12 protein-coding genes are annotated in these 11978 nt (G+C 56.8%); 8 read left to right on the forward strand and 4 right to left on the reverse strand.

Annotated elements, in window-relative coordinates:
• Positions 1–61 precede the first annotated feature (61 nt).
• From CWS43_RS04810 to CWS43_RS04825, 4 genes are all read left to right on the forward strand, one after another.
• Complete coding sequence (locus tag CWS43_RS04810) at positions 62–1516, forward strand: FAD-binding oxidoreductase (protein WP_101075741.1); 1455 nt, start codon at positions 62–64, stop codon at positions 1514–1516.
• 82 nt (positions 1517–1598) lie between these two features.
• Complete coding sequence (locus CWS43_RS04815) at positions 1599–2963, forward strand: MFS transporter (protein WP_101075742.1); 1365 nt, start codon at positions 1599–1601, stop codon at positions 2961–2963.
• Positions 2960–3742 carry a hypothetical protein gene (locus CWS43_RS04820; RefSeq protein WP_101075743.1) on the forward strand — a complete coding sequence of 261 codons (783 nt, stop codon included), beginning with the start codon at positions 2960–2962 and terminating at the stop codon, positions 3740–3742. The genes CWS43_RS04815 and CWS43_RS04820 overlap by 4 nt, the downstream gene beginning before the upstream one ends.
• On the forward strand, positions 3739–4698 hold the full coding sequence (locus CWS43_RS04825; protein WP_101075744.1) for an electron transfer flavoprotein subunit alpha/FixB family protein: 960 nt from the start codon (positions 3739–3741) through the stop codon (positions 4696–4698). The genes CWS43_RS04820 and CWS43_RS04825 overlap by 4 nt, the downstream gene beginning before the upstream one ends.
• Here the strand turns inward: CWS43_RS04825 and CWS43_RS04830 are convergent.
• The 3 genes from CWS43_RS04830 to CWS43_RS04840 form a co-directional block, all read right to left on the reverse strand.
• Positions 4695–5261, reverse strand: coding sequence for a glycerol-3-phosphate responsive antiterminator (locus CWS43_RS04830; protein ID WP_101075745.1), 567 nt, complete (start codon positions 5259–5261; stop codon positions 4695–4697). The genes CWS43_RS04825 and CWS43_RS04830 overlap by 4 nt on opposite strands.
• 87 nt (positions 5262–5348) lie before the next feature.
• Positions 5349–5621, reverse strand: coding sequence for a ferredoxin family protein (locus CWS43_RS04835; protein ID WP_101075746.1), 273 nt, complete (start codon positions 5619–5621; stop codon positions 5349–5351).
• A complete protein-coding gene (locus CWS43_RS04840; protein ID WP_101075747.1) occupies positions 5618–6901 on the reverse strand; it encodes an FAD-dependent oxidoreductase in 1284 nt (427 codons plus the stop codon). The genes CWS43_RS04835 and CWS43_RS04840 overlap by 4 nt, the downstream gene beginning before the upstream one ends.
• Positions 6902–7030: 129 nt before the next feature.
• Here CWS43_RS04840 and CWS43_RS04845 point away from each other — a divergent pair, with 129 nt between their 5' ends.
• On the forward strand, positions 7031–7774 hold the full coding sequence (locus CWS43_RS04845; RefSeq protein ID WP_101075748.1) for a type 2 GTP cyclohydrolase I: 744 nt from the start codon (positions 7031–7033) through the stop codon (positions 7772–7774).
• 116 nt (positions 7775–7890) lie between these two features.
• On the opposite strand, the gene CWS43_RS04855 is transcribed toward CWS43_RS04845, so the two are convergent.
• Complete coding sequence (locus CWS43_RS04855; protein WP_101075750.1) at positions 7891–9336, reverse strand: MFS transporter; 1446 nt, start codon at positions 9334–9336, stop codon at positions 7891–7893.
• 227 nt (positions 9337–9563) lie between these two features.
• Here CWS43_RS04855 and pxpB point away from each other — a divergent pair, with 227 nt between their 5' ends.
• The 3 genes from pxpB to pxpA are packed head-to-tail and all read left to right on the forward strand — an operon-like array spanning position 9564 to position 11879.
• Positions 9564–10229, forward strand: coding sequence for a 5-oxoprolinase subunit PxpB (gene pxpB / locus CWS43_RS04860; RefSeq protein WP_101075751.1), 666 nt, complete (start codon positions 9564–9566; stop codon positions 10227–10229).
• Positions 10223–11152 (forward strand): 5-oxoprolinase subunit PxpC, encoded by a 930-nt coding sequence (gene pxpC / locus CWS43_RS04865; protein ID WP_101075752.1) that lies wholly within the window; start codon positions 10223–10225, stop codon positions 11150–11152. Before pxpB ends, pxpC begins: the two co-directional genes overlap by 7 nt.
• A complete protein-coding gene (pxpA, locus tag CWS43_RS04870; protein ID WP_101075753.1) occupies positions 11142–11879 on the forward strand; it encodes a 5-oxoprolinase subunit PxpA in 738 nt (245 codons plus the stop codon). Before pxpC ends, pxpA begins: the two co-directional genes overlap by 11 nt.
• The last annotated feature ends 99 nt before the right edge of the window (positions 11880–11978 follow it).

The following is an 11978-nucleotide window of genomic DNA, read 5'->3' on the forward strand; positions in this document are numbered from 1 at the left end:
TTATGTATTCAGGGTGGTTCCTGAGTCTGATTTGAATTTACTGAAGAAATAAGGATTATTTATGTCGTTATCCCGTGAAGCCATTGTTGATCATTTAAAAGAGATCGTCGGTCCGGTGCAGGTCATTACCGATGAGGAAGTGCTGAAGAAAAACAGCGTCGACCGTTTCCGTAAATATGCCGATATTCATAACGTTTTCACACTGCCGCTACCTGCGGCGGTCGTGAAACTACACAGCACGCAGCAGGTTTCCGACGTGCTGGCGTTTCTGAATAAACATGAGATTAACTGCGTTCCGCGAACCGGCGCTTCCGCCACCGAAGGCGGGCTGGAAACCGTGGTCAAAAACTCGGTGGTGCTCGACGGCTCCGGGCTGAATAAAATCGTCAAAATCGATATCCGCAATATGCAGGCCACGGCGCAGTGCGGCGTGCCGCTGGAAGTGCTGGAAAATCAGTTACGTGCGCAAGGTTACACTACCGGACATTCGCCACAGTCTAAGCCGCTGGCGCAGATGGGCGGCCTGGTCGCCACGCGCAGCATCGGGCAGTTTTCCACGCTGTATGGTGCCATTGAAGACATGGTGGTCGGGCTGGAAGCTGTGTTCCCGGACGGAAAAATTACCCGCATCAAAAACGTGCCACGCCGTGCGGCCGGGCCGGATATCCGCCATGTGATTATCGGAAATGAAGGTGCGCTGTGCTATATCACTGAAGTGACAGTGAAAATATTCAAATACATGCCGGAAAATAATCTGTTCTACGGCTATACGCTGGAAAACATGCAGACCGGTTTCGACATTCTGCGCGAAGTCATGGTCGATGGTTATCGCCCGTCCATTGCACGCCTGTATGACGCCGAAGACGGCAGCCAGCATTTTACGCATTTTGCCGACGGTAAATGCGTGCTGATCTTCATGGCCGAAGGGACGCCGGGCATTGCGCGGGCGACCGGCGCAGGCATCGAAGGAATTGTGGCGCAGCATCCTGAATGCCAGAAAGTGGACAGCGCGCTCATCGAACGCTGGTTTAACCACCTGAACTGGGGCCCGGAAAAAGTGGCCGCAGAGCGCGAGCAAATCCTGAAGACCAATAACATGGGCTTCACCACGGAAGTCTCCGGCGACTGGTCGGGCATTCACACTATTTATGAAAACGTCATTCGCCGCATTCGTGATGAATTCCCGCATGCGGACGATATCACCATGCTCGGCGGTCACTCCTCACACAGCTACATCAACGGTACCAACATGTATTTTGTCTACGATTACAACGTGATGGATTGCAAGCCGGAAGAGGAAATCAACAAGTATCACAATCCGCTGAACAAAATTATTGTTGAGGAAACCATTAAGCAGGGCGGTTCGATGGTGCATCACCACGGCATCGGCAAACACCGCACGCACTGGACTAAAGATGAGCACGGCAGCGCCTACTACATTCTTAAAGCGCTGAAAGACGTTTACGATCCTAAAGGGATCATGAATGCGGGCACAATTTATCCGATTGAAAAGTAGTTACTTTTGCCTTCCCCTCTCACGGGGGGAAGGCCGGAACGGGCCGCCGGTTTTACGTCCCTGACTCGACACGGAGCGCAACATGGCCGCAGGTAAAACGGTTCAGGTCAGTATGGATGACATCCCGCTCAACGCCTTTCACATCAAAATGGCTGGCCTGACGTTCGGCGCGCATCTGACAGACGGTTATGTGCTGGGCATGATTGGTTTTGCGCTGGTTCAGCTTACGCCGCAAATGCAGCTGACGCCTTTCTGGCAGGGGCTGATCGGCAGTTCCGCACTGTTTGGCCTGTTTATCGGCAGCCTGGTTCTGGGATGGTTATCCGACCATATTGGCCGCCAGAAAATCTTTAATTACAGCTTTATTATCATCACGCTGGCCTCTGTTGGTCAGTTTTTTGCCCAAACGCCGGAACAGTTGTTCTGGCTGCGGGTGCTGGTGGGCATCGGGCTGGGCGGTGATTATTCTGTCGGGCACACCATGCTGGCAGAGTTTTCCCCGCGTAAACACCGGGGCATTTTGCTCGGTTCGTTCAGCGTTCTCTGGACGCTCGGCTATGTCAGCGCCACGCTGACCGGCCATCTGATGGCCGATTTCGGCCCGGACGCCTGGCGCTGGCTTCTGGCTTCATCGGCGATCCCGGCGGTTCTGATTATGTTGCTGCGCATCGGCACACCGGAATCCCCGCGCTGGCTGATGCAAAAAGGGCAGTTCGCGGCGGCGCATCGCGTGGTGCTGCGCTGTTTTGGCCCGAACGTCACGCTCAACGATGAAATCGCCGTGGCGACCTCGCATCATCTTAAAACCCTTTTTTCGGCCAGATACTGGCGGCGGACGGCGTTTAACAGCCTGTTCTTTGTCTGTCTGGTGGTGCCGTATTTTGCTATTTATACGTTTCTGCCCGCCATTATCGCCCTCATTGGCCTGACGCCTGGCCTGACAACGGATTTGCTTCTTAATACCCTGCTGGTGGTGGGATCGCTGGCCGGAATTGGCCTGACGATGACCTGTTCCCGACGCGGCTTTCTGATTGGCTCATTCCTGCTACTGACGTTTTGTCTGGCTGCGATGAGCGTGCTTCCAGAAGGTTACGGCGGATTAACGCTATTCCTGTTTGCCCTGTTCACACTGGCTATTTCAGCGGTCAGCAACCTGGTCGGCGTGTTTCCGGCAGAGAGTTTTCCCACCGATATCCGCTCCCTGGGTGTCGGATTTGCGACGTCGATGAGTCGTTTCGGTTCGGCTATCGGCACCGGGTTACTGCCGGTTTGCGTGCTGACGCTGGGTATCCAAAACACCACGCTGCTGCTGGCAGGAATATTACTGCTGGGTGCGGTTGTTTCAATTCTCTGGGCGCCGGAAACCAAAGGCATGACGCTGGTCGGCGCATCATCGGTGAGTGTGATTTCCCCCCTCACCGTGGTGAAACAAGGAAACGGCTTATGAATATTATCGTGTGCGTAAAAGTGGAGCCGGATTTGTCTGTGCTTTCGGCCAGTGACTGGCAGGCAGGCGAACGCGGGGAGATCCCTTATGATTTTGCCCGCTGGCAGCTGAGCGGATTTGACCAGAGCGCGGCTGAAATGGCCCTGAGCCTGACGGATGCCAGCCTGACATTGCTCACCGTTGGTGGTGCGCAGACCACGCCGGTCCTGAGAACGTTGCTGGCGCTGGATTTTCAGCGTGCGGTACGCATTGATGCCGTTTCTGAGGATCTGCGTTTTCATCCTGATGCCATCGCCGCGCTGATTGCCGGTTTCCATCATCAGGACGAAAAAGCCGGGGTGATTATTTTAGGCCCGCAGAGCAGTGAAGGGCAGAACCGCCAAACCGGGCCTCTGCTGGCGGAAATGCTGAGCTGGCCGTGTATCACTCAGGTTTGCGATATCGGGCGCGCCGAAGACCCGACATTGCTGCGCGTTGTCAGAAAAACGCCGGAAACGTTGCAAACGCTCACGATCCGGCCGCCGGTGGTGCTGGTCGCCGGGCAGGCCGCGCAGGATTGCCTGTTGCGTATTCCGACGCTGAAACAAAAACTGGCGGCGGCGCGCAAATCTCTTGATGTCCTGCGGGCAGCATCGCTCGCGAAATTACCTCCGGTGCCGGTCGTTACGCTGGCTTTGAGAAATACGCGGCGCAGCGGAGTGATCATTGAAGGCGGCAGCCCGGCGGACAAAGCCCGGACGCTGTATACCGGTTATCTGAAATTGCGGGGGAACCGATGAACATTGCTATTATTCTGGATTGCCGCCAGCGGGCATTTTTGTCTCAGGCGCAGATGCAAAATGATTTTCTTTGTGCGAACCCGGTGTTGTCCGGTTCCGCCGAGCTGTGGTTGCTGTATACCGGAGATAAGCCGGAAACGTTGCCGCAAATGGCCTGCGATATCCTGCATATCGTCTGGATTTCGGTTCCCGAAAACGGCCTGGCGGAACCGGCGCTTGAGGCACTGACCGCTTTGTTTGAGCAGCGTCCGGCTGAATTTTTACTGTGCGCAAGCGGTGAAGCGGCGGATGAAATAGTCACGCGGCTGGCGCACCGGCTCAACGGCGTCAGCGGAACCGGTATCGCCAAAGCCGAAAAAAGTGAAATGCACTGGAACGTTGAAAAGCCTGCGTACGGCAGCCGGATGCAGGCGACGCGCGCGCTGAACGGTTCCCCGCTGTGTATCTCAGTGGCAGCGACGGGGGGTAAACCCGTACGAACCGCGCCGGTTCAAGCGCAACAAACGGATTTTACGCCTCCCGCTGTGGTAACTGGCTGGCTGGTGGATTTTCAGCAGGAAACGCGGCCCGTGGATAACGGTTTGCACAATGCCTCTGCCGTTCTGGTTATCGGGCAAGGCGCGGGGAGCGCGGAAAACGTACGGCGGCTGGAGGCATTGGCCCGGCAAATCCACGCGGAGCCGGGATGCAGCCGCCCGGTGGCGATGAATGCCTGGTGCGAAATGTCGCGGATGGTGGGGATTTCCGGCGTGGTCACGGCGCCGGACGTTTGTATCGTGGCCGGGGCGTCAGGCGCGGCGGCACTGATGGCCGGTATTGATCGCAGTGAGTTTATCGTGGCAGTGAATACCGACCCGCATGCCGCGATTTTTGCGCAGGCGGACGTTGGCATAGTGGGCGATCTGGATGACGTTTTGTCTGAGCTCGCCGCCTGTTATTCCTGCACCAGCGTTTAGAATTTCAGCTGCCAGACGCCGGTGTTGGTGGTGGAAACAGCCACCGCACCGGCGTTCAGCGCGCTGGTTGCATCTTCTAAATCACACACCAGCCCACCCGCGATAATCGGCAGATCGATTTTCTCCGATACCCAGCCCAGCACTTTCGGCATGCAGCCCGGCAGGATTTCTACACAGTCCGGATTCGACTGCGCCACCTGTTTATCGATGTTGTGAAATGAAATCGAGTCAAGCAGGAACATCCGGTGAATACCAAAAAATCCCTGTGCTTTCGCGGCTTTGATCATCGAGGCCTTGGTGCTGATGATGCCGTCAGCCGTGGTGACGATTTTCAGAAAATTAATCACGATCTCTTTATTGGACGTGCCGTCCAGCAGATCAACATGGATGAACGCGTATTTTTCAGCCTTTTTGATCCGCTGAACAATCGCGCCGATGTTGCAGATATTCCCGTACAGCACCGAGATTATTTTGCAGTCCGACAGCAGGGCGGCGTTCAGGCTTTCAGTGTCTTTCACTGCGGCGATGACCGGGTGTTGATTCAATAATTGCAAAATAGACACAGGTGAAGCTCCGTTGAAAAGTAATGTTATGCAACTGAAAACATAGCAGGTTTCCGTGTTTACAACCCCGCGCCACCTCCCAGAGTTTTACCCGAAACGAAATGTCACGCCGCAACCGGCAGCCGGATAACGCCAGAGGGAAAACGCCTCGTCGCGGCAGACAATCCGGCAGGTGCCGCACTCCAGGCAGCCGTTCGGATCAAAGGTGATTTCTCCGGCGTTGTTCATACGGTAAAGCCCGGCCGGACAGGTATTCAGCAGGATTTTCAGCGCACTTTGCTGCGCGTTGCCGGCCACCACGATGTGGGCGGCATTTTCCGGCTGATAGTGATTTTTGGCGAGTTTGTCATTCAGGTTCACAGGCTACGCGCTCCTTTACGCAGGTCTTTCAGTAACTGCCATAATCCGGCACGGCGGGCATGACGCCAGAGTAAGCGGCGAAGCGGCTCTGACGGTTGTTCGCCGACGTGAAAAAGACTGTGCAGCAGATCAGCGGAAAGTTGCGGATAGCGGCTGAACGCATGCGGCGAGCTGAGTAAATCGGCAGGCAAATGGCGGTATTGCGTCATCAGAGGCCACAGCGCACTGCCCTGCAAATGCGGGCGGTAATGTGAAAGTGACGCGGCGCTGAAATCGTTGTTCCGGTGCGCATGAATCAGCGTTGCGGCGGCGGCCTGCGCAGACATCATCGCCAGATCCATTCCGCGAACCGTGTGCCCGGCATTCAGACAGAAACCGGCGCAGTCACCGGCAACCAGCCAGCCATCGCCGGACAGCGGCGCCAGGGCATTCAGCCCGCCTTCGGGGATCATGTGCGCGCTGTATTCCATGACTTCAGCCTGTTTAAGCAACGGGCGCAGGGCGGGGTGTTGTTTGAAGTCGTCGAGCATCTGCGGCAGGCTGCGCGCGCTGTCACTGAGCTGAGAAAGGTTGCAGACCACGCCGAGCGAGAGAGTGTCTCGATGGGTATACAGAAAACCGCCACCGACTTTTCCGGCGGTCGGCTGCCCCGCAAACAGCCATGCGCAGCCCTGATCGCCTTCCAGCCCGAAACGTTCTTCCAGCTTTTCACGCGGCAGTGCGAGCACCTCTTTCACGCCCGTTGCCATGTTTTCCGCAGATGGTTTTGGCGACGCGAGACACCGTTGCGCCAGAAGCGAATTCGCCCCTTCCGCCAGAATCACGGCGCGCGCAGTCAGCGGGTCATCGCCAATCCTGACGCCGGTCACGCGGTTCCCTTGCTTCATCAACCCTTCGACCTGCGTATCCGTAATGCACTGCGCACCGGCGAGCTGCGCCTGTTCCATCAGCCAGGGATCAAACCGCGCACGCAATACGGTCCATGAGCAGGCGGCGTCAGCAGGCTGGCGGTGATCCAACGTTGTCATGCTGTCGCCTGTCAGCAGCGATAGCCTTTCCTGCGTTACGCGACGTTCAAGCGGGGCGCTTTGCGAGAAATCGGGCAGAATTTGTGAAAGGGTGTGCGTGTAAATGCGCCCGCCGGAACTGTTTTTGCTGCCCGCCTGTGCGCCTCTTTCCAGCAAAATAACGCTGAGCCCCGCGCGGGCTAACAGCAATGCACTGGTGCAACCGGCTATTCCGCCACCGACGACGATGACGTCGCAATCATTTTCCTGCATCTTCTTCAGTCCGTTGAAAAGTGAGGAAACCAGAATAACAATCCGGCAGTTCCCGTCATTGATTTTGAGCAGGACTGGCGTTGTCGTATATTATCTGCTGCATTCGCCATGACAGATAAGTGAAACTCCATGAACAATTTCCAGCTTGAAAAGCTGATTAACCAGAAACTGGATATCAGCAACTACAAAGATTATGCGCCGAACGGTTTGCAGGTCGAAGGCCGCAGCAATGTGCAGCGCATCGTGACCGGCGTGACGGCTTCTCAGGATCTGCTGGATGCCGCCATCGCTGTTGAAGCCGATGCGATTCTGGTTCACCACGGTTATTTCTGGAAAGACGAACCGGCTGAAATTCGCGGCATGAAACGCAACCGTCTTAAAACGTTGCTGGCGACTGACACCAATATGTACGCCTATCATTTGCCGCTCGACGGCCACGCGGAGCTGGGCAATAACGCGCAGCTGGCGAAACTGTTTGGCATTACCGTGCAGGGCGAAATCGCTTTGTTGCTGCCGTATGGCGAGCTCGACACGCCGCTGACCGGCAATGAATTCCGCCAGCGCATCGAAAGAATTCTGGATCGTAGCGTGCTGCACAGTGCGCAAAATGCACCGGCGGAAATCCGCCGTGTGGCGTGGTGCTCAGGCGGCGGTCAGGGCTACATTCAGAAAGCGGCAGAATTTGGCGTGGATGCGTTTATCAGCGGTGAGGTTTCTGAGCAAACCATTCACATCGCCCGCGAAATGGGGCTGCATTTCTTCGCCGCAGGCCATCACGCCACAGAACGTTACGGCGTGAAAGCGCTGGGCGAATGGCTGCAAAATGAGCATGGGTTAGATGTGATGTTTATCGACATCGATAATCCGGCTTAAGGGCTATCTTATTGGCCATTTTGAATCCGGGCAGTGCTCGTGACAGTCACGTACTCAGTGTACGCTCCCGTCCCTGCGCGCTGTCCGAATCCAAACTGACTGCAACGATTACGCCCTTACTCTGATGATGTTTTCTTCTGCGTTTCCTCTGAAACGCTGTCTTCCAGCAGCGTAAATGCCCGCTGTAATCCGGTATCCACTTCAGGGTCTGCGCCCTGCGGTGGATATTTGCTTTCCTCTTCGTCTTCCACGAAATCTTCGTCCGTCTCTTCTTTGACCGGCTCAACCACGTTTTCCAGCGCGGGCATGGTGTCCTGAATCATCTGTTCGTCAAACGCCGGATTCAGCGCCGGTGACAGCGGTGAACTGCTCAGGCTGTCCGGCATGGCGATGTGCGGAACGGGCGCATCGACCGCCATTTGTGTTTCTTCTTCCTTCTTCGACGTGCGGCTTAACGCCACAATGCCAGCGCCGCACAGCGCGAAAAAGGCATACAGAATATTGCCGCCCAGCGGCTGGATCAGCGCGCCAACGGCTAACGGCCCGATACAGGCTCCGACGCCAAACGCCATCAGCAAACAGGCGGACAGCGAAACGCGCCGCTCCGGGTCAATCATGTCATTTGCCAGCGCCACGACCAGCGGATAGAGCGTGAACTGCATCAGGCTGACGACAAAACCGATACCGAGCAGCAGCGGGAAAGAGATATGGCTGAACAGCGCCAATGGCAGCGCCGCCACTGCCAGAAGAATGGCGTTAATCCGCATCAGCATATTGCGGTTATAGCGATCCGACAGCCAGCTCAGCGGGAACTGGGCCAGCAGCCCGGCGAAAATCGCCAGTGCCATAAACAGACCGGTTTGCTGCGTAGTGAGCGATTGCTGACTGGTGTAAATCGGTGCCATACCGTAGAACGACCCGACCACCATGCCGATGACCAGCGTGATCGCCAGCACTTTGGGAATGGCGCGGATGAAGAATTTCAGCTCCATCGGCGCGGGAGACATATGGCCGACGTTGGTGCGCGTGGTTAATGCAATCGGCACCAGACACAGCGCAAAACACAGCGCGATAACGATCAGCGTGCTGACGCCTAAATCGCTGTTGAGCATCAGAACGACCTGACCGAGCGACATCCCGAGATACGACGCCACCATATAAAAGCCGAATACCACGCCGCGCTGGTTCGCTTCGGCCTGATCGTTGAGCCAGCTTTCCAGCACCATATATTGCACCATCATGCACAGACCGATGATCAGGCGCAGCACCACCCAGACCGGGATAATGTCGGTCAGGCCGTGACCGAGAACGGCGGCGGTGATAATCCCGGAACAGGATACGTAGGCGCGGATGTGCCCGACGCGGGCGATCAGGATATGGCCGACTTTGCCACCGATCACCAGCCCGATGTAGTTCGCCGCAATGATGGCACCGATCATCGCGCCGCTGACGTTAATCGCTGACAGGCGCAAGGAGATGTAGGTAGTGAGCAGGCCGGAACCCAACAGCATCAGTAATGTGGTGGTGTAGAGCGGAAAAAATAAGGCCAGTGGCTTTTTCACGACGTCTCCCTTTCTTTTGTGGCGAAAGCGTTATCCAAACGCTAAAAAAACAGCAACATTTCTGAGAGTAGCAGTTGAAGACGGCGGGGGAAACCCTGAAGCCGGGAAAGCACGGGTGGACCGGTTGACATGTCCGGTCGGTTTCACGCATAACAGAGAGTAAGTTTCGATTCATTGAGTTGCTGAATAACCTGATGATCCACAACCTTTCTTTAAGGAGTGCCTGAGTGCAACGAGCACGATGTTATCTGCTGGGTGAACGCGCAGTAGTGCTGGAACTGGAACCGCCTGTAACGCTGGCAAGCCAGCAACGGATCTGGGGGCTTACCCAGCGTTTGCAGGATCGTGCTGCCTATCCCGGCGTACGTGAAGTCATTCCTGGCATGAATAATCTGACCGTTCTTCTGACCGATGCCCAGAGTTCTGCGCTGGACGCGATTGAGCGCCTGCAAACCTGGTGGGAAGAGAGCGAGGCCATCGTGCCTGAATCGCGTTTAATTGAGATCCCTGTGATTTATGGCGGCGAGCACGGGCCGGATCTCGGGAATGTCGCGAGCCATACCGGCATGTCCGAGAGCGACGTTGTGGCACTGCATTCCGGCATTGATTACACCGTCTATTTTCTCGGTTTCCAGCCGGGCTTCCCGTATCTTGGCGGATTGCCGGATAAACTGGCGACACCGCGTCGCGGTGAACCGCGCCTTTCTGTGCCTGCGGGGTCCGTCGGCATCGGCGGAAGCCAGACCGGGATTTATCCGCTGGCTACGCCGGGCGGCTGGCAGCTAATTGGCCAGACAGCGCTCGCCATGTTTGACCCGCTGCGGGAACAGCCGACGCTGCTGCTGCCGGGCGACAGCGTGCGCTTTGTGCCACAAAAGGAGGGCGTATGCTGAAAGTTTTACGCGCAGGGATGTTTACTACGGTTCAGGATCCGGGGCGCAGCGGTTATCGCCAGCAGGGCGTCAGCCAGTCGGGCGCGCTGGATACGCCGGCGCTGCGTATTGCCAATCTGCTGGTCGGTAACGATGAAAGTGCCGCCGGGCTGGAAATTACGCTCGGACAGTTCAGCGCACAGTTTCATCGCGAAGGCTGGATTGCGCTGACCGGCGCAGGTTGCCATGCGCAACTCGACGGCAAAGACATCTGGACCGGCTGGCGTTACGCCGTCAAACCGGGGCAGGTGCTGACGCTTAAAACGCCGGTGCGCGGTATGCGCAGCTATCTGGCGGTGTCCGGTGGAATTGATGTGCCGGAAGTGATGGGCTCGCGTAGCACGGATCTGAAAGCCAGGTTCGGCGGATTCCACGGACGCCAGCTGCAGGACGGCGACGAGCTGCCTACCGGCGAAGCGTACAACCCGCCCCAAAATCCGGGCGGGATTAAACAACTGCTATTCGGTAACCGTATCCGTGCGCTGCCGGGGCCGGAGTATCAGGAATTCAGCGAGCAATCTCGCGACGAATTTTGGCGCGCTGCGTGGCAGCTCAGCCCGCAAAGTAACCGTATGGGATATCGTTTGCACGGCCATGTGCTGAAACGCGAAACCGACCGCGAGCTGCTTTCCCACGGGCTGCTTCCCGGCGTGGTGCAGGTTCCGCACGGCGGCCAGCCGATTGTGCTGATGGCCGATGCGCAAACCACCGGCGGGTATCCGCGCATTGCCTGCGTAATCGAAGCCGATTTATACAATCTGGCACAAATCCGCCTTGGCGAGCCGATTCACTTTGTGAAATGCACGCCGGAAGAGGCGCGCAAAGCGCTGCATGAGCAATCACGTTTTATCGAACAGGTGAAATGGGGGCTGTATGGTCGTTGATCTGAATGCCGATCTGGGGGAAGGCTGCGCCAATGATGAGGCGCTTTTGCAGCTCGTCAGCTCGGCAAATATTGCCTGCGGGTTTCATGCCGGAGACGCGCAGACCATGCAGCAGTCCGTGCGCTGGGCGCTGAAATACGGCGTGGCAATTGGCGCGCACCCGAGCTTTCCGGATCGCGAAAACTTTGGCCGGACGGCCATGCAGCTTCCGCCGGAAACTGTGTATGCGCAGGTGGTGTATCAGCTCGGCGCACTCGCTGCGGTCACCCGCGCCGAAGGCGGCAAAATGGTGCATGTGAAACCGCATGGCATGTTGTACAACCAGGCGGCGACCGACGCGCTGCTGGCGGATGCCATTGCCCGCGCGGTGTATGACGTTGACCCGACACTTCGCTTAGTCGGGCTGGCGGGAAGCGAACTTATCCGGGCAGGCGAGCGCCTCGGGTTGCCCACACGGCAGGAAGTGTTTGCCGACCGGCGTTATCAGAGTAACGGCACGCTGGTGCCGCGCAGCCAGCCGGATGCGATGATTGAGAGCGATGAACTGGCGCTGGATCAGACGCTGGCGATGGTGGGGGAGAAGAAAGTGCTCAGCCGCGAAGGCGTCTGGGTTCCGGTGAAGGCCGACACCGTTTGTCTTCACGGTGATGGTGAGCACGCACTGATCTTTGCGCGCCGTCTGCGCGAAGCGTTTGGTGAGCAGGATATTCAGGTCAGCGCAGGCTGACTTTACGGGGTGTTTTATTGATGTTGCGAATTAAGGCCAATCGTTAATGACATTGGCCTTAATTTTATTTTGAATTCTTGTTATGTATATCTCTATATT

Source organism: Rahnella sp. AA, from assembly GCF_002834385.1.
Classification (GTDB): Bacteria; Pseudomonadota; Gammaproteobacteria; order Enterobacterales; family Enterobacteriaceae; genus Rahnella.

Coding starts and splice junctions, on each gene's coding strand:
- CWS43_RS04810 (WP_101075741.1), top strand. CDS start 62: ATGTCGTTATCCCGTGAAGCCATTGTTGATCATTTAAAAGAGATCGTC.
- CWS43_RS04815 (WP_101075742.1), top strand. CDS start 1,599: ATGGCCGCAGGTAAAACGGTTCAGGTCAGTATGGATGACATCCCGCTC.
- CWS43_RS04820 (WP_101075743.1), top strand. CDS start 2,960: ATGAATATTATCGTGTGCGTAAAAGTGGAGCCGGATTTGTCTGTGCTT.
- CWS43_RS04825 (WP_101075744.1), top strand. CDS start 3,739: ATGAACATTGCTATTATTCTGGATTGCCGCCAGCGGGCATTTTTGTCT.
- CWS43_RS04840 (WP_101075747.1), bottom strand. CDS start 6,901: ATGCAGGAAAATGATTGCGACGTCATCGTCGTCGGTGGCGGAATAGCC.
- CWS43_RS04845 (WP_101075748.1), top strand. CDS start 7,031: ATGAACAATTTCCAGCTTGAAAAGCTGATTAACCAGAAACTGGATATC.
- pxpC (WP_101075752.1), top strand. CDS start 10,223: ATGCTGAAAGTTTTACGCGCAGGGATGTTTACTACGGTTCAGGATCCG.
- pxpA (WP_101075753.1), top strand. CDS start 11,142: ATGGTCGTTGATCTGAATGCCGATCTGGGGGAAGGCTGCGCCAATGAT.